This is a genomic window from Phyllobacterium chamaecytisi (genome assembly GCF_020164455.1).
Lineage (GTDB): Bacteria > Pseudomonadota > Alphaproteobacteria > Rhizobiales > Rhizobiaceae > Phyllobacterium > Phyllobacterium chamaecytisi.
In genome coordinates this window covers 108,860-129,560 of sequence record NZ_JAIQWW010000008.1, presented here as the reverse complement: position 1 = coordinate 129,560, position 20,701 = coordinate 108,860, and the positions used below count along the sequence as shown (strand labels likewise).

14 protein-coding genes and 7 pseudogenes are annotated in these 20,701 nt (G+C 56.9%); 8 read left to right on the top strand and 13 right to left on the bottom strand.

What is annotated here, in order from left to right:
* Positions 1–86: 86 nt before the first annotated feature.
* The 5 genes from LB462_RS14425 to LB462_RS14405 form a co-directional block, all read right to left on the bottom strand.
* Entirely contained in the window at positions 87–911 is an 825-nt protein-coding gene (locus LB462_RS14425; protein WP_224508998.1) for an enoyl-CoA hydratase-related protein, read from the bottom strand.
* Positions 912–1,012: 101 nt separating this feature from the next.
* Positions 1,013–1,786: a EutQ-related cupin domain-containing protein gene (locus LB462_RS14420; RefSeq protein WP_224508996.1), complete on the bottom strand. Its 774-nt coding sequence runs from the start codon at positions 1,784–1,786 to the stop codon at positions 1,013–1,015.
* 99 nt (positions 1,787–1,885) lie between these two features.
* A complete protein-coding gene (locus LB462_RS14415) occupies positions 1,886–4,117 on the bottom strand; it encodes an acetate--CoA ligase family protein (protein WP_224508993.1) in 2,232 nt (743 codons plus the stop codon).
* A gap of 43 nt (positions 4,118–4,160) precedes the next feature.
* Entirely contained in the window at positions 4,161–5,330 is a 1,170-nt protein-coding gene (locus LB462_RS14410) for an acyl-CoA dehydrogenase family protein (protein ID WP_224508991.1), read from the bottom strand.
* Between the two features lie 66 nt (positions 5,331–5,396).
* Positions 5,397–6,611 carry an acyl-CoA dehydrogenase family protein gene (locus LB462_RS14405; protein WP_224508989.1) on the bottom strand — a complete coding sequence of 405 codons (1,215 nt, stop codon included), beginning with the start codon at positions 6,609–6,611 and terminating at the stop codon, positions 5,397–5,399.
* Between the two features lie 1,574 nt (positions 6,612–8,185).
* Between LB462_RS14405 and LB462_RS31470 the strand changes: the two genes are divergently transcribed.
* Positions 8,186–8,467, top strand: a complete 282-nt coding sequence (locus tag LB462_RS31470; RefSeq protein WP_370637167.1) for a hypothetical protein — start codon at positions 8,186–8,188, stop codon at positions 8,465–8,467.
* Here the strand turns inward: LB462_RS31470 and LB462_RS14395 are convergent.
* Positions 8,449–9,620 (bottom strand): annotated as a pseudogene (locus LB462_RS14395) (iron-containing alcohol dehydrogenase). The gene LB462_RS31470 and the pseudogene LB462_RS14395 sit on opposite strands and share 19 nt — an antisense overlap.
* Positions 9,621–10,473: 853 nt before the next feature.
* Here LB462_RS14395 and LB462_RS31765 point away from each other — a divergent pair.
* From LB462_RS31765 to LB462_RS14365, 6 genes and pseudogenes are all read left to right on the top strand, one after another.
* A pseudogene (locus tag LB462_RS31765) lies at positions 10,474–10,937 on the top strand (IS256 family transposase); the annotation flags it as partial.
* Between the two features lie 231 nt (positions 10,938–11,168).
* A complete protein-coding gene (locus tag LB462_RS14385) occupies positions 11,169–12,077 on the top strand; it encodes a DMT family transporter (protein ID WP_224508987.1) in 909 nt (302 codons plus the stop codon).
* Positions 12,078–12,505: 428 nt separating this feature from the next.
* Positions 12,506–12,812 (top strand): annotated as a pseudogene (locus tag LB462_RS14380) (aldehyde dehydrogenase family protein); the annotation flags it as partial.
* Between the two features lie 135 nt (positions 12,813–12,947).
* Entirely contained in the window at positions 12,948–13,802 is an 855-nt protein-coding gene (locus tag LB462_RS14375) for a MaoC family dehydratase (protein WP_224508986.1), read from the top strand.
* A 129-nt stretch (positions 13,803–13,931) separates the two neighbouring features.
* A pseudogene (locus LB462_RS14370) lies at positions 13,932–14,036 on the top strand (transposase domain-containing protein); the annotation flags it as partial.
* A gap of 102 nt (positions 14,037–14,138) precedes the next feature.
* Positions 14,139–14,653: pseudogene (locus LB462_RS14365) on the top strand (UPF0149 family protein).
* Between the two features lie 276 nt (positions 14,654–14,929).
* Here the strand turns inward: LB462_RS14365 and LB462_RS14360 are convergent.
* The 5 genes and pseudogenes from LB462_RS14360 to LB462_RS31455 form a co-directional block, all read right to left on the bottom strand.
* Positions 14,930–15,898: an SDR family NAD(P)-dependent oxidoreductase gene (locus tag LB462_RS14360; protein ID WP_224508984.1), complete on the bottom strand. Its 969-nt coding sequence runs from the start codon at positions 15,896–15,898 to the stop codon at positions 14,930–14,932.
* Between the two features lie 869 nt (positions 15,899–16,767).
* Positions 16,768–17,055, bottom strand: a complete 288-nt coding sequence (locus LB462_RS31190; RefSeq protein WP_255626586.1) for an aldehyde dehydrogenase family protein — start codon at positions 17,053–17,055, stop codon at positions 16,768–16,770.
* 1 nt (position 17,056) lies between these two features.
* Positions 17,057–17,209: pseudogene (locus LB462_RS31460) on the bottom strand (NAD-dependent succinate-semialdehyde dehydrogenase); the annotation flags it as partial.
* Between the two features lie 41 nt (positions 17,210–17,250).
* On the bottom strand, positions 17,251–17,466 hold the full coding sequence (locus tag LB462_RS31185; protein WP_255626585.1) for an aldehyde dehydrogenase family protein: 216 nt from the start codon (positions 17,464–17,466) through the stop codon (positions 17,251–17,253).
* A 52-nt stretch (positions 17,467–17,518) separates the two neighbouring features.
* Positions 17,519–17,896 (bottom strand): annotated as a pseudogene (locus LB462_RS31455) (aldehyde dehydrogenase family protein); the annotation flags it as partial.
* Positions 17,897–18,016: 120 nt separating this feature from the next.
* Between LB462_RS31455 and LB462_RS14345 the strand changes: the two are divergent.
* A complete protein-coding gene (locus LB462_RS14345) occupies positions 18,017–18,196 on the top strand; it encodes a hypothetical protein (protein ID WP_224508982.1) in 180 nt (59 codons plus the stop codon).
* A gap of 141 nt (positions 18,197–18,337) precedes the next feature.
* Here LB462_RS14345 and LB462_RS14340 read toward each other — a convergent pair whose 3' ends face one another.
* Together LB462_RS14340 and LB462_RS14335 are read right to left on the bottom strand one after the other, a co-directional pair.
* Positions 18,338–19,129 carry an aspartate/glutamate racemase family protein gene (locus tag LB462_RS14340; protein ID WP_224508980.1) on the bottom strand — a complete coding sequence of 264 codons (792 nt, stop codon included), beginning with the start codon at positions 19,127–19,129 and terminating at the stop codon, positions 18,338–18,340.
* 445 nt (positions 19,130–19,574) lie between these two features.
* The gene (locus LB462_RS14335; protein ID WP_224508978.1) at positions 19,575–20,675 is read right to left on the bottom strand and encodes an ABC transporter ATP-binding protein; all 1,101 of its coding nucleotides are present in this window, start codon (positions 20,673–20,675) and stop codon (positions 19,575–19,577) included.
* Between the last annotated feature and the right edge of the window lie 26 nt (positions 20,676–20,701).

The following is a 20,701-nucleotide window of genomic DNA, read 5'->3' as shown; positions in this document are numbered from 1 at the left end:
ATCAAATCGATGCAGGTGTCAGCGTACCATGAAGGAAGCAACGTGGACGAGGTTGTGCGTTGTCCGGCCACCGCTTCGAGATACCGTCAATGTCCCTGAAAAGCCGGCTTACGCTTCTCGGAGAACGCGCGCACGCCCTCTTTGTGGTCGTTGGTGAGTTCCGTTCTAACCAGATTCTCGGCTTCATAGTCCATCGACTCCAAAAACCCGGATGTGACGGCCTGGTCAAGATTATTCTTCATGCAGCCAAACGCGAACGTGGGGCCGGCGGCAAGCGATGCTGCAAGCAAGAAAGCCGTTTCTTGCAATTCAGAATCTGGCACCACGCGGTTGACGAGCCCCAGCACCTCTGCCCGACCGGCATCAACGCGTTCGGCCAGAAACATCAATTCCCGCGCTCGCGAGAATCCGACGAGGCGCGTCAGCAGCCAGGCTATGCCGCAATCTCCTGACAAGGCGACGCGTGCATATGCCGTTGTCAGAAAAGCCGATTGTGCCGCTATTCGGATGTCGCACGCAAGCGCGAGAGCTAGGCCAGCGCCTGCTGCGGGACCTGGAATGGCGGCTACCGTTGGCTTTCTGAGCCCGACCAACGCACCCCAGACCGCCCCCTGTTTGTCGCAAAGATCTGATACGCGCTGTTGGAAAGTTGCATCAGTTGCATTCTGGTCCATGCCCTTTACATCGCCGCCAGCGCAGAAAGCAATTCCAGCGCCGGTGAGCAGCATGGAGCGTATGTCCGGATCTTCATTGACGCGGCCGATCAACTCACCCAGCGCCTTGCTCATGCGCCCAGAAAGGGCATTGCGGGCCGCGGGGCGATTGAGCGTGACCACTGCAACGCCGTCGCAGCGTTCCGCGAGCAGCTCATCGGTCCCAGTATCGATCTTCTCTCTTTGCCGCGCCGTCATTTTGCATAACTCCAGTATCGTTGCGGGGAACATACATGGAATGCGCGAACACCCTCCCCGGCACTATTTTACAAGGCATTTTAGCCTGAACCGGCAACTCTTTATCGAACGAATGCAGGCCATGGCTTTGGACGAACCGGCTGCCCACGCAGCCTCCAGTCAACCGGATAGGGCACAAAAAACATAATTCCCCTGTCGCCCTCATACTTCAGGGGTGTCCCTTTTGGCAGCCAGACGACGTCACCAAGCTTCGCCTCGATGGCATAGTCATACTTTTCGCCGGTTCGGATGCGCATAACTCCACCCATGGCGATCGAGATCTGATCGTATTCCGTCGTCCAATCAACCGAGCTTCCATTAAATGTCGCCATGGTGGCGCCAAGCGTCTTGCTGATTTCTGGAGTTACGAGGCTGCAGGTGGAGGCGTAACCTCCGGAATATATCTGCATCTGCGCATATATCATGTCAGTGCTTCTAAAATGATATATGTCATTCAATGGCGTGAAGCCCTCGCCGGACTCAGTCCGCGTCTGCCAATCGACAGGACTGCGCGCGTAGAAGACTTTTGCTTTGTCTCCTTCGTACTTTAGTATGGTACCCTTGGTAAGCCAGATAACGTCGCCGAATTTCGCTTCAATCACCCGGTTATAAGATTCTCCAGTAAGTATCCGCAAGGTGCCATCGAGCACCACTGCGGTTTCGTCATAATTCGTTTTGCGCTCAATCGAACAGCCGTCATATATGGCAACCCCAGCATTCATGGTGGTGCTGAGTGCCGGACCTACGACTTCGCAATTCGACGCGTAACCTCCGGCATCTGAATGCACCTGAGTGAAAAACATATCCTCAGCTTTTACGAAAAGTGCTTTTGACACTCGTTTCTCCTATATTTGATGCCGGTCACAGCAGGGGCATGTTACTCAGCGCTGGACTTTTTTCGACAAGCCGCACAGAGACGGCCGCTGTCGACAACATTAAACTGGTTTGGAAGTCTTTTTCCTGATGAGACAGTCGACCGCAGTCAGTCCCGTACCGGAAGCGGAAAGGATGATCGGATTTACGTCGATTTCGGCAACCTCCCCGGCAAGGTCGGAGCACAAGCGGCCAAAGTTGACGATACAATCCGCAAGGCCCTTCAAATCCAGTTCACCTCCCCCGCGGGCGCCTTGCAGGACACTCGCTGCCCGCAACTTTTTGATCTCGCCGAGCACGTCATTCGCGTCAAAGGGCGGCAGGATGATGCGGACATCCTTGAGCGATTCAACCCAGATGCCGCCAAGGCCAAAAGCGATAACCGGGCCAAATTGAGGGTCGAAATTAGCGCCGACTATCACTTCCACACCCGGGTCCACCATTTGTTGCACCAGAACACCGCCAATTTCGGCCCGTGGGTGATGTGACTTTACGGACGCTACGATCGTCTCGAATGTCACCGCAGCTTCGTCGGGAGTGGGGATGTTGAGCACAACACCGCCCACATCCGTCTTATGCACGATTTCTGTGGCTTCGATCTTCATCGCCACTGGAAGGGTGAGAGCCTCTGCGAAGCGCGCCGCCTCACCGGCGCTCGTAGCCAGCGCTTCGCGGGTGACAGGGATATCATAGAGCGCCAGCAAACGCTTGCCCTCGCGCTCGGTCAGGAGTTCGCCCTTCGCCTCCTTGATGATGGTCATAGCATCCTGGAAACGATCGCTGCGAAGCCCGTATTGTTCGGACAATTTTCGGTCGGGCTTCCGGCTGCGTAAGAATTCCGAATAGTTAATCAGTGAAGTCAAGCCTTTGAAGCCGGTTTCCATCCCTTGCAGAAAGGGCATACCGTCGATGTCGGCCCTTGGCTCAACAAGCACACTTTTTGGGTCAAGCGAGGCATGAAAGTGACCGCCCGCAAGACTGAGCACGGAAAAAACAACATCCGGGGCGCTGGCGCCCGCACGCGTTAGTGCCTTGCCGACAGCCGACCGCATGTCGAGGGATGAGGGAAATCCGCGCGCCCACACAACGACATCGTAGGCACCGCATGTCGCTAGAGCGTCGAGGGACTCATCGATTATACGCGTGTCATAATCGCCTTGGGCGGTGAGATCGAGTGGGTTGCTCAAACTGCCAAATTCGGGAAAGACTTTCTTCAGCCTTGCCTTCACGTCCGCGGGCAACGGTGGGAAATTGATGCCATTGGAGGCAGCATAGTCAGACAGTAGACTGACCGCGCTGCCGGAGAAGGATGCCACCGCTATGCGTCGGCCCCTCGGTCGCTTCATAGATGACAAGGCGGCGGTGGTTTCGATGAGATCATCGATCGTATCGACCCGAATGACTCCCAGTTTCTTAAGTGCGGCATCGATAGCGACATCGGACCCAACCATCGCTCCAGTGTGCGCCAGAGCCGCGCTGCGCGCAGCCTCTGAACGACCAACTTTGATCATGACAATGGGCTTGCCTTTGTCGGCCGCTCGTTCGCATGCCCTGATAAAAGCCAAGGGACGCTTGATCTGCTCGCAGTAGCAAGTGATGACTCGCGTCTCATCGTCGTCGACGAAGTAGTCGATAAAATCCGCCAAATCGACGCAGGCTTCGTTGCCGATGGTCGCCACGCGACCGATACCCATCCCGCGGGACAATAGAGGAACAATCAAGCTGTATACAAGGGTCCCGCTCTGCAGTATCGCGCTGATGCCGCCGGCTTTCATGTTGTGGAAGTCCAAAGGTACCGCCATGAGCCGATTGGCCGCATTCATTAGACCGAAACAGTTCGGGCCGACGACCGGGATACCTGTACGCTGAGCCCATTTGACAAGCCAACGCTGCTTCTCTTCGCCTTCTCCGGCCTGCTCGGCGAAACCACTTGAGATAATCTGGATCGCGCGCACACCGGCTTTTTCGCAGTCTTCGAGAACTTGCGGGATGGCTTTGCTAGGAACGACAATTATGGCGAGGTCAACCGGATGGGGTATGCTGGACAGACTCGCGAAGCAAGGTACTCCACCAATCTCCTCGTAACGCGGGTTTACCGCAACGACCTTCCCCTGGAAGTCCCATTTGACGATGTTCGCTAGAAGCTCTGTGGCGAAACCGCCTTTTTGGGATGCTCCCACGATCGCAATGGATTCAGGACGGAAAAGCCAGTTGAGCCTCTCCGATCCCCCAGGCGCAATGATGTTCTGGCTGGCGGGATTGTGTGTTGCCCGCAGCAAATCCCCAGATAGCATTCTTATGGACCTTTCATTCTTGCGCCCAATTCCGTCAGCCGCTTCAGTTTGCTTGTTCGATTGCTTCCTCCCCGAACAGCCCACCAAGCGCGGCCAGCCGGGAGAGATGATAGTCAACGTCGCCGAACAACGTATCGATCATGGTAATGTGCTTGAAGTAATGCCCTATCGCATATTCCATTGTCATGCCAATTCCACCGTGTAGCTGGATGGCCTGCCGGCCGAGCGTCTTTACGGATTGACCGATCTGGGCCTTGGCTGCCGAAATTGCCCGCTCACGGATGCGTGAATCGTCTTCGCCGGCCATCATGGTGGCGTACAAGGTTATGGAACGGGACTGCTCCAGTTCGATGAACATGTCGGCCGCGCGGTGCTGCAGTACCTGGAAGGTCCCGATGGGCGTGCCGAACTGTTTGCGCATTTTCAGATAGTCAAGTGTAGTCGCCAGCATCTCAGCCAAGCAACCAACTGCCTCTGCGCACAAGGCTGCGCTAGCCTCGTCCGCGACGCGCGAAATTATGGGAAATGCCCCTGCCGCATCGCCAATGACGCCAGCTGCGTTTACGCGGACATTCTCAAGGGTGATGTCGGCCGCGCGCAAGGCGTCTTGTGTCGGATAGCCACGGCGCCTGAGGCCCGGCGCATTGCCGTCCACCAGGAAGAGGCCTATTCCATCCTTGTCCCGCGGATCTCCGGCAGTTCGTGCCGACACTATGATCTTGTCAGCCGCCTCACCGTGCAGGACGAGGCTTTTGGTGCCATTCAGCACCCACCCGCCGGCGTCCTCCCTGGCAAGTGTTTCGACGTCAAAAAGATCGTAGCGCGACTGCGGTTCGGCATAGGCAAATGCAAGCTTGACGTTCCCTTCCGTGATAGCTGGAATGAATTTAGCCTTTTGCGCGTCGCTCGCGCCATAACGCAGGACGCCGCCTGCCAGCACCACGGTCGCAAAATAGGGCTCGAGGATCAGAGCCTTGCCGAAAGATTCCATGACAATCATTGTCTCTACCGCACCGCCGCCGAAACCACCCTCAGTTTCGGAAAACGGCAGTCCAAGAATCCCAACTTCTGCATAGCGTTGCCACATTGATTCACTAAATCCATGCTTGTCACCCAAGTACTTACGGCGGTCAGCGAAGCTATAGTTATCACCGAGCAGTCGCTCGATGCCGTCTTTGAAGAGACGCTGCTCTTCGGAAAGATTAAGATCCATTTAAACGCATCTCCTCAAAGTGGGCCTCGACGGACCCTTTCACCGGTGGACCTAGCTCGACCCGTATCATGCACTCTTTGATGAAAGTCCCAGGACCACCTTGGCGATGATGTTCTTTTGAATCTCGTCAGAACCGCTATAAATTGGCACCTTTCGGCCGTTAAAATAGGCAGGCGCGATAGGACCGGCCCATTCCGGGCCAATTGAAGGCTCTTGGTGTTTAAAATCTTCTTCTGATTGATAAGGCAGCGCGAAAGGACCAACTACATCCATCAAAAGCTCGGCTGTCGCCTGCTGTATTTCCGAGCCCTTAATTTTGAGGATCGAGCTAGCAGGGTCTTGTGCGTCTTTCTGGAGTTTGGAGGAGTTGGCAACCACGCGAAGCTGTGTCATCTCGAGTGCCTTCAACTGCACCTCAACAGCTGCAACTTTTTTCCGAAAATCCGGTCGGTTAATGAGCAAATCTCCGCTAACTTTGGTGTGCGAAGCGAGTTCTTTTATCCGCCTTATCCGCTCCTTCGAAAGGCCGACACAGGCGATGGTAACTCGCCCGTTGCCCAAGACAAATTTGGCGTACTCCCAACCGCGATTCTCTTCGCCGACTCGATTCTCGAGAGGAACGCGTACGTCATCAAAGAATACTTCACAGACTTCATGGTATCCATCAAAGAGCTGGATTGGTCGCACCGTTACGCCGGGCGTTTTCAAGTTGATCAGTAGGAAGGATATCCCCTGCTGCTTCTTTCCGTCAGGATTCGTCCTGACCAAACAGAATATCCAATCCGAGTATTGCGCCAACGTTGTCCAAATCTTTTGCCCATTCACAACATAATGATTTCCGTCACGGACCGCACGCGTCTTAAGCGAGGCAAGATCCGATCCGGCATCCGGCTCGGAAAACCCCTCGCACCACCAGTCGTCAACATTGATAATGCGAGGTAGGAAATATTCCTTCTGCGTTTCAGTGCCGAATGTGTAGATGACCGGACCAACCAGGTTGATGCCGCTTCCAGCTGGCTCGGGCGCGGGCGTTTGGCTAACTTCCTCTGAAAAAATGTGCTGTTTCACCGGGCTCCAGTCAGTACCACCATATTCAACGGGCCAATGTGGCACCGCCCAGCCCTTCTGCGCTAGGATTCGCGTCCAACGCACCTTGTCATCTTTGCTTGGATGCCGTCCCGCAATCAGTTTATCGCGGATATCCGTTGGTAGGGCGGAGCGGCAAAACGCCCTCACCTCATCGCGAAACGCAAGCTCGTCATCCGTGAAATTCAGATCCATCGTACTTTCCTAAGATCGCATAAATTGCTCGTGTCCTGCGGCACAGTATATACCCGAGCTTCCCTTGGAAAAACTCTCGAATGCGCCCGCTCGGCGCCGTATTCCTGCATGAAAGGGCGACGACATCGCAGATTGAAGTCTTGTTAGAGCCAATAGATAGGGCAGCGATAGCAAAGAGTGCGGGACTAAGGCCGAGTGGTTCAATCTCTCGGAAACCAGCAGTTACAAGAGATCCGGTTCGTGCACATGCCAAGACAGATCGAAGGAGCTTGCTTAGGATAACACAGGTTTTAACCGACTTTCCACTATCCCACGGTACGCGCCAGAAAGGGTTACCCGGGTCGCTAGATCGAGAGATAGGTTGGTCAGTAGAATCCTATGAATGGCCTACGTATCAGCCCTGCAATAAGAAACACGATCGTTGAGATGAAATCGAAAACGGGAACGCCCGTAGCGCGCTGAATAGCAGCCGCATAAGGAGGCAGTTCTCAGTATTCCAGAAGCATTTTAACAGTATCAGGGCGACGGACAACAAGAGCTACCGCGACGTTGACGATCTCGCTTTCAACGACCCTCATGTCGAAGTCGCCGCTTGCCGATACAAATGCGGCGGCGAAGTAAGGGCTATTTTCGAAGCGGCTATGCGATGCGTTTGGAACTGAGATCCCATCCAGCCGCTTTCAGCAGATCCGGAGTCAAAGATCACGCACCGCCGTAATAATACCGATCGCTCTGTCGCGCGGAAGCTTTTGCACTAACATAGTGCCGAGAAGAAGTGGGGAAAGGAGCATCGGCGGATTGAGAGCGGCTCGAATGGCTATTTGATATCAGATCATAAATCCGTAGTTCGCTGTAATCAACCGCCCGCCTTCGGTCTCGAGTTCATTCGCGGCCTCAGCCACGATCGCCGTGGGAATATCAAATCGGATGAGCTTATTGAAGGAACGTTCTGGGACAGTTTTATAGCGAACCTGAATCGCGATTTTCCCATGGTTACCGACGAATTCCGAGCCTCGACCTTAATGGTCGCGCGTTCAGCATCGACGAAGCGCATCCGCGTCACCTAAACCCGGCGACCGTCCAGTGCCGCGTACTGTGAATCGCGTGTGTCGATGGTGCCGCTCGGCTCGGTGATAAAAGATTCATGACCAATCATGCCCAAGATATGGGCGGGGTTGCGCAGCGCCTTTGTGCGACCATTCTGATATCGACGCTTGAGATACGCTTGTCTTGCACGCTTCGCATCAATGCCAGCTCTGCGGAGAACGGTGAGAATTCGATGCAATTGGAACGCAGCGTGGTCCGATAGCATACTGACCGCGCTGCCCGAGAACGAGGCAACCGCTATAAGCCGGCCGACCGGATGCTTGATCGATGACAGCGCCGCGGTAGTCAGCCTCGCTCATAGCCGAAGCTTCTCCAGGGTCGTTCGCCAGCGTCTAGACATCGGTCGCGGTCGGCGATCCGTCTGATCAACATAGACATGAACGAAGCGCCCCTGTGCGACCGCCCTTTCCTCATCGTTGCGGAAGAGCCCGACCGAATAGGTGACGGACGATGTTCCGATCCGTTCGATGCCGATTCCGACCCAACGCGTCCGTAAAGACGACTTCGGCGAAACAGCTGCAGGCCGTCTCGACAACCAGCCCGACGGTCTCGCCATAGCGAAGATCCAGCAGCGCCATATCGATCAGCCAGCCGTTCACAGCCGTGTCGAACAGCGCGTAATGAATTACGTTGTTGACGTGTCCATAGATGTCATTGTCGGCCCAGCGGGTCTGCAACCGGGGAAAGACACGGAAATGGTTGCGCTGGAGCGGCTCAAGACGCGCCATGGCTACCATGCCGCCCGATAGATTGCCAAAACGTCGGCTTCTTCCATGACCCGCGGATTATTCACGAGCAGGCGCGTCTGCTTCATGGCGTCGCGAGCCATCTGCTCGAGCGCTTTCTCCGGCACCTCGACGTCGCGTAGGCGGGTTGGCAGGCCGACGACCCTCGAGAGGCCCGCTAGCCGTTCTATGAAGGCCTGACAGGTGGCCTGGGAATTGCCTTCATGCCCGAGATCTGGGAAGGCATGCGGGGCTAGTGCCGCATAGAGCGCAGCCGAACCGTTAACCGTCTCCGCCGCATTGAAGCAAGCACGTGCGGCAAAACGAGTGCGTTCGACAGCCCATGGGGGACATGGAACGTACCCCCGATTGGATACGCCAGCGCATGGACGGCAGCGACCGGCGAGTTGGCGAACGCCATCCCCGCAAGCGTCGACCCGAGCAGCATCGCCACGCGCGCTTCGATGCCGCCGGGTTCGGCGATCACGCGCTCGATATGGCCGCCGATAAGCCGCAGTGCCTCTACAGCCAGCATACGAGACACGGGATTATTGTTGGCGCTCTTGGACGCATATGCCTCGATGGCATGCACCATAGCGTCGATGCCGGTCGCCGCAGTCGTTCGCGCCGGCAGGCTCAGCGTCAGCTCGGCGTCAAGCAAAGCGATGTCCGGCAGCAGAATTGGAGAAGACACGCCGCGCTTTTCATCACCTGCCACCGTGATAACGGAGACCGGTGTTACCTCGGATCCGGTCCCCGCTGTCGTCGGGACAAGAACGAGCGGCAGACGCGGTCCCTTGGCTTTGCCGACCCCCCACGTTTCATCGAGGTCCTCACCCGACCCTGTCAGCAGCGCGATGAGTTTAGCGACATCGAGCGACGATCCGCCGCCGAATCCGACTACGCCGGTGACGCCATTCTGTCGCGCCATATCATGTGCGGCCATCAATGTAGCTAACCTCGGGTCGGCCTCGACCCCGTCGAAGACGAGCACCTCCGCTCCGGCTTTCACGAGCGATTGAATAGCCTTGCGCTCTAGCTCGAGCGCGCAGATGCCGCGGTTGGTAACGAACAGAATTCGCCGACCGAGCAACGAGCCGGCTAGGCGTCCAATCTCGGCCGAAGCGCCCGGCAGGACCGTTAGACGGGGTGTGGTATTGAAAGCAAACGGGTTCATGGCGCCCCTCACTTCAAGAGATTTGCACAAGTTCGCCTCTTACTTACCTCGCAGAGTCGTTTTTACGCGGGCCTGACACTGAGCGTGACATCATTAGGAACTGGCCGCGCTATTCTCAAGGGGTACGAAAGCCTGTCAGCTAACCACTTCAGTCGCGATTCCACCGAATCAGCTCGTGGTCCTCTAGTGAATGAACGCGCGTATATGTGAATTGTCGATCTCCACCTAACTCAAGCTGCTGCCCCTTTCGCCCTTAACGCATTGATCTCATCGTCCCTAAATCCGAAGTGCGCCAGGACCTCGTCTGTATGCTCCCCAAGCATCGGCGCGCGCGTCGTTGGCCTGTCGCCCACCCCCATTTCGATAGCTTTACCCATGCTTCGGTATGCGACGCTACTGCATTCAGAATCATCTCGCCGATAGCTATTGCACATTTGTTGAGGGTGTTTTGTTCGATTACCGTTTCTTCTCGGCATTAAATCTGCGCCAAACGGAAGCGCAAGGCAGCGTTACCCGACAAAGCGCCACGTGGGCGCCGCGGCCATAGTGTCACGGTCGAGACTGACCCAACTCGGACACGCGCAAGTCTGTCTGCACCGCGAGCAACAGCAGCGCGCTAGTCGCACCGACCGAGCCATGTGGTTCGATCTCTGGTTGGGTCAGGAAATGCAGCTAGCGCGCGCCACTTTGGCGAGTTCAATTCGTCTGCAATCCTTTCGAGCGCATAAAGTACGTCTTCCTCGTCGTCGGCGGGCGTCACTACCTCCGTGTCTTCAGGAGTTAGCAGACTTGGCTGTTTGGATAGGCGAAGAAGGCGACAGGGGGTGGCTACCTACCGGAACAACATGCTAAATTGTCCAACCGGTTGCCGACGGAGCTTGACGCCCCGATGCGACGGGCGCTGCGCCAAGAATGGGAACTCGAAGATGCTGACGAGGCTGACAAGCTGATCCGCAACCAACTCGACGGGGACGGCCGGCGTGCCGCCAGCATACTAGAAGGGCTGGAGATCTCCTCATTGTCGTCCGCCTGAAGCTGCTCATGCAGCGTCATCGGGCTTGATCCAGCTTCGCCGAAAACATGACGGGCCAGATCCGCCGCGCCACCCGCAAATTGAAACGCTGGCGCAACTGCAAGATGGCGCTGCGGTGGGTCGCCGCGGGCATGATGGCAGTCGCCAAGCGCTTCCGTAAGCTCAAAGCTCACAAGCGGCTGCCGATCCTTCGAGCGGCACTGATAGCCCATCGGAACCGTCTGGCCCCTTCATCCAGGTCGCGTAACTTGAAAAAGACAGCGTCGCTAAGGGAAATTCAATAAAGCTTGGGACATACCCGTCCGAACCTACCGCCTACGCACAAATTTCGGCGAAAACATCAAAGCGTCGCAGGATTACTTCGTCGCCAACCCCCTTTAGGCGGCAACGGTCGCTTGCGTGAACTAAGCTTCGAAATCTAGAACAGCAAATGAGCTGACGCTGGGGGCTTTGAATACTACGGCACAGGCCATTTAAAGTCTCCGGCTGGGCTCGCCATTGGGATCGGGTGCTTTTTGACTTCTTCACACAATGTGCGTGGCGCTTTGACGCTGATAGGCGGCACCGCAGCATTCACCTGCGTTGATGCGCTGACGAAGTCGGTAATCGGCCCAATCAATTTGGGGCAAGCTATGGTTGTCCGTGGCGTCGTAGCGACAATAATTATTTTCCTTGTCGCGTGGAAATTTGGCGCGTTGAGGCATTTCCGGAGTGCGTTAGGCCCGCATGTAGCTATTAGAGTGACCGCAGAGGTAGCTTCCACTACTTTTTATCTGTTTGCTCTTGTCCAACTCCCACTTGCAAATGCCTGGGCCATAATGCTGGCAACGCCACTGATCGCCACTATCACGGCCGCGATTTTTCTCGACGAGCCTATTGGTCCGCGTCGGTGGACTGCGGCCGTCGTGGGATTCTTGAGTATTCTCATCATCACTAGACCGGGTATCGCAGGATTCAGTTCCGCCTCCCTTTTTGTGTTGGCTGCTGCCTGTTTGGCCGCTATCCGTGACCTTGCTACCAAACAGATCGAACAAGAGGTACCTTCTCTACTCGTGGCGTTGCTAACCGCTTTTGCTGTCACTCTTGTTGGTTTCGTTTTGGTGGGTCCGCTGGGGGGTTGGTCTGCGATGACCGTCGGTAACATAGGATCGCTTACAGTCGCCGCAGTGCTCCTGGTCTTGGCGTATCATTGTATCATCGACGCCTTCCGACATGGCGATATCTCATTTATCGCTCCATTCCGCTATACGGCTATGCTATGGGCCATTGTACTTGGCTATCTTATATTCGGAGATATACCAGATCTAAGCACGCTATTTGGCTCTGGAATTGTGATCGCTACGGGCGCGTACACGCTTCATCGTGAACGGAAGTCCGCCAAGAGAGAGACGTCTTTAGTCCGCTCTTCTACCAGCTGTAATTAAATGGATAGCTGCAAAACCTGGCTGCGGTGTCGGCCGCGTGTTCTTGGGGCTCTGTCTGGGCACTGGCTGCTCTATTAACCTGCTGATTGACGCAGCGCGGAGAACATGCGGTGGCCTGCAGTTCTTTAGAGGAATGATGCGATTTGCGGCGAAGAATGACGACCATCGGCGCTTAAGACATTTAGACAGATACACTGACATTCGGAGCAGTGAGGTCGTTCAGACTCATCGGCATGGAGAACCATCTTCGAGAGACTGAGCACCCATCCGAATGCATGGACACGAGAGCCGCGAGACCGAAGGCGACTGCCGCGAACAAGAAGTCTAGAGGCTCGTTGAATATATATCGCTAGACCAGGGCTCACCCATCAAAGGGATAGCAATCGTCTTGGCGAGCCCATCCAGTTAGGGCGAATATAGAGGATTACATGGTCAATCGAATGCAATTCTATATCAGCGGTGATTGGATCGATCCCGTGCGCACAAAAGCCATCTCTGACGAGATGGGCGCACCGCTGCTGATGGCGGAACAGATACACGCGAAGGCAGGTCTCGATCATCTGATTGCCACGCTTAGCGTGCTCAAGCTATACTCTTCGAGGAGCGGATCGGCAGCGCCGTTGTAATTCGCGAGCCAATCGGCGTAGTAGGCATGATCACACCTGGAATTGGCCGATGAACCAAATAGCTTGCAAAATAGCGCCAGCGCTCGCCGCTGGATGTACCATGATCCTGACGAAGATTATTGGAAGTTAAGTCAGTTGCGGGGTTCATTGAGGAACTGCCATAGCGGCCTTCAAACCGTCGATCTTTGGTTGTGAATGTCAATCGTCCAACTTGGCTAGGCATGGGCACAAGGAGAATCCACAAATGCCTATTGATTATGATCGGCTCATGGCCCTGAAGACTGTTGGCCAGAGACACAGCTATGGAGATCGCGATGTCATCCTCTATGCCCTTGCCATTGGCATGGGCGCCGATCCAACGAACGAGAAGGAACTCGCCTTTGTCAATGAGGCCGCAGCCCAGTCACGGCCCCTCAAAGTTGTGCCGACGTTTGCCTCCGTGGCTGCTGGATTCGCTGAACCGGGAAAGCTCAACCTCGACTCGATTGCTTTTGATGGCGAGCGGGACATAACATTTCACAACACGTTTCCAGCCGCCGCTGATATTATCGCTGACTCTTCGGTGGTCGGCGTATACGACAAAGGTCGAGACAAGGGAGCAGTCATCCGCTTTCAGAGTGTGCTGAAAAACAGCGGCGGCGAACCGCTGGCTACGCTGATTACTTCTTATTTTGCTGCAGGTGACGGTGGCTTTGGCGGGCCCAATAACCAGCCCAAGCCACATCAGATACCTACCCGCAAGCCCGACAGGATCATCGAAGTCAGCACGCGCCCCGACCAGGGCCTGATCTATCGACTATGCGGTGACCGCCATCCGCTGCACTCTGATCCGGAATATGCAAAGAGCATGGGATTTGCGCGGCCAATCCTCCACGGCATGTGCACTTACGGAATTACCTGCAGGGCTATTTTACAGACATACGCCGATTACGATCCGAGTTCCTTCCTGCGGCATGCGGCGCGGTTTTCCGCCCCGGTCTACCCCGGAGACGTCATAACGCTGGAGATGTGGAAGGATGGCAACGCGATCTCCTTCGAAGCCAAGGTGAAGGCCCGCGATGTCACAGTGGTCAAGAACGGCTTGACGGTGCTCCGCTGATGTCCGAGGCACCTCGCATGCAGGTTAGCGGTGAGTCGCGGCCAAGAGCTCTTCGCCAGTTCCGACAGTTGTGCCAGTTACTGGGCACCGATCGCCACAAACCTCCTTATGCCGCTCGCGGCATAAGGAGCCAAACTGAACGGCCTTGAACCCGAGGTCTGGCTCTCCGACGTGCTCGAGCGGATCGTCTCCGGCAAGGTGACCGCCAACCGGCTGGAGATGCTGCTTCCCTGAAACTGGAGGGCAGAGCGCGAGGGGCGCCGAACAAGGACGGCTTGCCGCATAACGGATCAGAATAACAATCACGGTTCCGCCGCGCTGCCAAAGCTCCAAGACATGGCATTCGAGGCATTCCTGTTAAGCGACGCCCATTTCCACCTATCTACACTATGACAGGGCTGGAGGGTCACCTGACTGCCCTCATTATCGGACCGAAGTTCATCGACCTTGTTCCAGTGGATCCCACTCTTCACTGGTCACGAAGCATTGAATGCGCCCATGGAAACCACCGAACATCAGGCCGTGCAGACCATTGTTGCGGAGTACAAGCGCATGTCAAGCACACTCGCCGAGCGGCCGAAGACACACCGTCCCAAGTTCAAGGACATGGGCGATAAAACATATGATCGTTGCGATTGGTCGAGCGGCTTCCTGATGGGTACCGATTTTGCCGAAAAGCAATGGCGGCCCCTCACTCGCGGCCATGCCGTCACCGCGACATTATCGCGCCAATTCGAGCGCTAAGTTACGCCAACAAACCCATTCCCGACGCTGACGTCGTTGCCGTCGCTGAAGCCATCGTCAAAATCCGAAGCTACTTCATGCCGCGACGTGCGGAGGCAAAATACTAACCAGTCCTGAGCCACCCACGTCCCCAAGTGAAGTCAACGCGATAAAGTGTGGTCCGTTCGTCGCGCTCACGAATAAGCGTTAGGAGATTGCTCGACAAGTGCCTTCCGCCAAGAGCCGATTACCGGTCTAACCGGTTAGTCTTGACATCGGCAGGAGAGACCGGCTATCCGGTCAATCCTATCAGCCTGACGGATCGGCACCGCATGCCGCGGGCGGCATTTGACACCATCCTCGCGGCGCGCACCATTAACTAGGGACGCAGGCCGGCAACGCGGCTATTGCGAGATCTCTGCACGGCTGACGTTTGGGTTTGGCCTTCTCCCCTGCGAGGCTGTAGCGAAATCCCGACCCTCGCACTGGTCGTCGCCACGAAAGCGGGGATCCAAAATGAACAGAATCACCTGGGTTCCCCGCTTTCGCGCGGAAGAGCGGATCAAATAACCCCGCCTCAACGGCTCGCCGGAACACTCTGGCCTACCCCAGCATTTTCCGGCCGCCGTCGACATGGATGATCGAGCCGTTGATCGCCCGGCGCGCTCAGAGCAGAGGAAGGCGCAGGCGAAGGCGACCTCGTCTGGCCTGGTCGGGCGGCGGATGGGTATGGTTGCGGCAAATCGCTCGGCGGCGCCCGGCTCGCTGAATTCCGGGTGGATGGTCAGGTCGCGCACGGTCTCATTATAGCCGGGATTGATGTCGTTCGCCGTGACGCCGTACTCTCCGAGGCCCTCGGCGAGCGACTTGGTGAGCGTCCGCAAGCCACCCTTCGCAGTCGAGTGTGGAACGCGCGTCCAGCCGCCGGTGTAGCCGTCGGTACCGTTTATGTGGATGATCCGGCCGAAACCCGCGTCGCGCATCGCCGGCGCAAAAGCCTTGGCCAGATACCAGGAAGCTGTCAGCTGCTGGTTGAGATGGCGATGCCCCTCATCGGTGGTTTCGAAGAAATCCTTGTGCAGCCGGCGCGCGGCGTTGCTGACGTAGATGTCGAGCCGGCCGAAGCGCGCCTCGACCTCGCGCTGGATCGCCTCGATTGTGGCCTTCTCGTCGGCGGCGCCCATCACGACCAGCGCCTGCGCAGCTAACGCCTGCGCCTCGGCGCATACGCGTTCGGCCTCTTCACGGTTTGAGCGCGCGTTGATCACCACATTGGCGCCGCGCCCGGCGAACTCCAAGATGATGGCCCGGCCGATGTTCCGGCCTGATCCGGTGACTAGGATCGTGCGATCCGAGAAATCAAACTCTGTCACATCCTCCAATCGCTTCGATTGCGGCAGGCGTGAGCCCGACCCGATATTCGTGAACCTTGTTTTCCTTCGGAACGCCGATCCTCATGTGTGCCTCCACGCTTGTGATCCTGCAGGACCTTATCTTCGCGGGCAGAGCGATTTTTCCCATGTCGAGCGTCACGGCGCAGGATTTCTGCGGATTCTTCCGATGGAAGGGCGTTATTGAGATTTCTTCCACAACGATCCTATCCGACGCTGAGGTCTTGGGGGGACGTGCGCCTGGTTCGGTCGCACAGCAATCCAGCGGGGAGCCGCGCCCGTCCTTCTCGGAGAGCCTGGCCCATCATGTCGCCCGAAACCACTGCCTCATCCGACAGGACGAGCCCGATACTGAGCGACGTTGCCGGTATTCTGATGGCGCTGAGGCCCGGCGTGACTGGCTGACCCTGTAGCGGAAGCCCTCCTTCGTCGCGCCGGCCCGGTTTGCGGCTTAGTCATCGTAGAAAAAATGCACAGTATCCACGCGCGAGAAGGACGTCCTTGACCATGATTGTGGCCGTTCCTAAAACTTGTTCTGTTCAATCATCCGGACCTCCCCGGATTGGACGCCTCGCGCATAGAGAGATTTCTTGCGCAATGATCTCGCGGGCGACGTGTCAAATACGGTTCACCAGCTTTTGACTTTGGAGTTCCCGCACGCCTACCAATCCGCCCTCATAGCCGTAGCGGCCAACACCGATCCCTCCATTCAGCGCGTCCGATTGCCTTGCATATGATTGATACTCACGGCTCCAGCGCGGAGCCCATCGATCATGAATGCCTCGGTCCTGGACGAACGAGTAAAGACATATCCGCAGTTCGAAGCTCGTCGAGTGGCCAGCGTAATCGCCTCATCGATCGAAGGGCTTGATTGTGAGAATCGGCCCGAACAGTTCCTGACTCAGAACAAGTGCATCTGCCGACACGTCGGTAAGGATCGTCGGTGGCCAGAAGGAACCTTCGCGCGAACCGCCACCCACCCTCCGCAGTATGGCAACGCACACGACGGCATCTTCGGTCAGGTAAACCATGGCATCCGGCTGGCGCGGGTTTGCCAGAGGCCCCCATTTGCGCGGTTGGGTCATCCGCCGGGCCAACGCGCAGGTCGCGAGCGGCAGCCACCATGCGCGCGACAACATCTGCGTAGATCGACTGCTTGAGCAGGATTTGGCTCGGCGCATTGCAACTCTGCCGAGCGCACTCGAATTTATGATTGAAGATTTCTGGAAATGGCACGGTCCATATCCGCATGGCGAAGAGCCCGACTAACGAGTGACCGCCCAGTTCGAACACGCCGCGCTGCAAGTGCTTGCCGCGAGCCGGGCGAGATGTTTTCAGACCGCGGTCGAACCGGTGAAGGACACCAGCTCGATTTCCGGTGAGGCAAGCAGCGCCTCGGAAATCGGCGCCGGATCGCCGAAAAGCAGATTGACAACGCCGACGGGCACAACCGCCTCGACGATTTGTACTGCCGAACTCGGGGCTTCCTCGGAACCCTTGAGAATGGTGGGGCAGCCAACGGCAAGAGCCGCAGCGATTTCTACGGGCATTCAGAATTGCTGGATGGTTCCGAGGCGTGGAGCCGGCAACGACACCGAGCGACGTCGGCAGTAGACTCAGCCTGTCATCCAGTACCACCGGCTCGCAAAGGCGAGCCGCATTGCTGCCATGCCACCTGAGAGTTTCCAGAAAGCGGCGGTGTTCGCCTTCGGCCTTTGGGCAGAAACTTGCCCGGCTCGCTCGAAAGGCAGCGGCAATCTCCTTCGTTCTCGGCTCGAGGATCGCCGCAGCGTCGAAAAAAGCGCGACGCGACGCGGACGTGTCCTTCCAAAAGTCACGCGCAGCCCAGGCTGAAGTTATCGCGTGAGCAAAGTCGTCGGCGAAGAAATTCGCAACCCGACCGATCTCACACAGTATCGCCGGGACGGCGCGGCTGCGGGTCGAGGCCAAGCTGCGCGAACAGGACGCCGCAAGGTCCACGTCTTGCCCAGGGCGCCGATCGAGTCGCCAAGGAGGGGGCGATGCGCCGGCAGCAGCTCAAGTGGCTATCGGCGTGGCTGACCAACTCGCCCGAATAACCTCACCCGCAAAGAGCTGCTGATGAAGCTCGGCGCCGCGCGCGCGCCCAGGCTCCGGCCGGCTGGGCGGCTCGTGACCGTCAGCGTCCACGCCAGCGAGGCAAGCTTCACTTACCGTCTCGATCGCAAGAAGCTGCACCAACCCCCCGGGAATTCCTCGCTGGACACCCGCAAATCGCTCCAATCGGCGAAGATCGGCTAAAGCCGCGAGACTGCGCACCGATTCCTCTCTGTCGTGAGACAGGCAGTTAAAATGGCTCTCGAGATGGTACAGTCTCAGCCAAACCAATTGGAGAACAATGTCAACCTCATTCAATCGGCCGCCGGACGAGCTTTTAACCGTCTAGTCCAATCCTGCAAATGGCCTGCGTATCAGTCCGGCGACCACAAATTCAACCATCGAGGTAAAGTCGAAAACCGGAATGCCGATCGCCTGCTGGACTGCGGCTGCATAAGGAGGTAGCTCCGAGCATTCAAGTAGCAACATACCGATGTCAGGTCGGTCATTGAGGAGACTCACTGCTGCATCGACGGTTTCTCTCTCCACGACGTTTTCATCGAGGTCCCCGCTGGCAGTGAGAAATGCCGCAGCGAAGCACGGAGAGTTTTCAAGGCCAGCTATCACAACACGTTCGGAGTTGGCAGGCAGCCCAGCATCCTCCAATACGTCCGCAGTCAACGAACAGGCGTTTGCGGTAATGATTCCGAGCGCTTTATCGCGCGGAAGCAGTCGTTCCAGAAGCGGACAGAGAAGAAGTGGGGAAAGTAAAACGGGCACGCTAACAGCAGCTCGGATAGCGCATTGATATCGGATCATGAACCCGCAGTTCGCCGTAATGATTTGGGCGCCTTCGTGCATGAGCTCTTCGGCTGCCCGAGCAACGCTCGGCGCGTAGAGTTCAAAATCGGGCGCCATCAATCTGTTGAAGGAAAGGCCTGGGACTATTTTATAGCGGACAGGTACGCTCCAAGTGCTGGAGTTACCAACGCTCCCGGGGATATAGGGACGATCAAACTCATCACTCCTTCCGGTACGATCGAGCAGTAGGATGCCTACAGGTGCGCCGTAGAATGCCTGAAGCGAGCGCGAGGCAAAGCGGAACCTACTTCTGGCGACCTTTGGCTCGTTCATCATGACCCTCCTCTACGGACTGGCATACCGGTGAGTTCCGGCGGCTCTCGAGTCAGCGACGAAAACCTCAACCCTACGCAGGGCCGCTGTAAGGCCGAAGATCACGATCACTCCTCCTAAACTGCAACAATGTGATCCAGGTTCAAGTGCACGGATCAAATATCGTTTCGAAATGAGGGGTATTGGTGTCGAGGTGCCCACAACAGTCATTCCATTTGTGGTCGAGAGTTTGGGCCGCCGGTGCTATCCGCGATACGCTCTTGCACTGCCGAGGCCGCAGGTGGCGTATGAAAATGCAACTGTCGACCGCGCTTGTATTTAAGCACCCTTCTCTCGGACGCAATCAGGGGCGCGGGCCGTGGTACCGACAAGCGAATACCCCCGGGTTGGACGTTCAGCATCACGCCTGCGCTTTTCGTCCAGTTGAGCTGCCACTCCATGCTTAGACCTACTTTGTCAGTACTGTTGCGTCTTGGGGGTGCCATGTTGCGATACATGCGTCGCCCACGGCTGGCAGCGTTTTGGGCTGGGTGATGTTCAGCACTTTGGAGGTGAGGTGTAGGCCGGCTTCAGTGCGAAGCTCGAAGATCGTGGCGTCTCCAACGAATGTCGTGCCCGTGATGTGGCCCTTGATCCCGGCCGAGACCTCTCGGGTTGCCGTCTCGATATGCAGGTTCTCCGGTCGAACGCAAAGCGTTGCATCGCCGTCGCCTTTGGGACATTGCGCAGCGGACAAGTTTTCGCCTGCAGGACCGACAATGCTGCCCGAACTGAGCTTGACAGGAACGAGGTTGACCTCGCCGACAAAACCCGCCACGAACAAATCCTCCGGCCTGCGATAGATATCCTGGGGCGCTGAGACTTGCCGGATTTGCCCTTCATGCATCACCGCAACTCGATCAGACATGGCAAGCGCTTCATCCTGATCGTGCGTGACGTAGATCATCGTCTTGGCGACCTCCTTGTGGAGCGTCTTGATCTCGTTCCTGAGATGCTCGCGCAACTTCCTGTCCAGCGCCCCGAGGGGCTCGTCAAGCAGAAGAACAGGCGGATCGAAAACCAGGGCCCGCGCAATTGCGACTCTTTGCTGCTGACCGCCGGACATCTGATGTGGGTAGCGTGAGGCCAAGGCACCGAGGTGCACCTGATCGAGTATGCGTCGAACGCGGGTTTCGATCTCGGCCTTGGCCATACCTCTCATTCGAAGCGGGTAGGCAACGTTCTCCGCGGTGGTCATGTGCGGGAAGAGAGCGTAGTTCTGAAAAATGACGCCGAGTTCACGGCGATGCGGCGGCAGGTAGGTAATGTCCTTGCCGTCCACCAGTACCTTACCGCTGCTCGGCATCTCGAAGCCGGCGATCATCATCAGCGTCGTTGTCTTGCCCGATCCACTGGGACCGAGCAAGGAGATGAACTCGCCCGGGGCCACGGACAGAGAGACTTGGTCAACGGCGGTAAACGCCCCATAGCGCTTCTGGAGGTTTTGCAGGGCAATACCGCCAGTTTCAGAAGCGATGGTGCTGGATCGGGACTGGGTTCTCATTAACATTGCAACTCCTAAGACAAATCTGACTG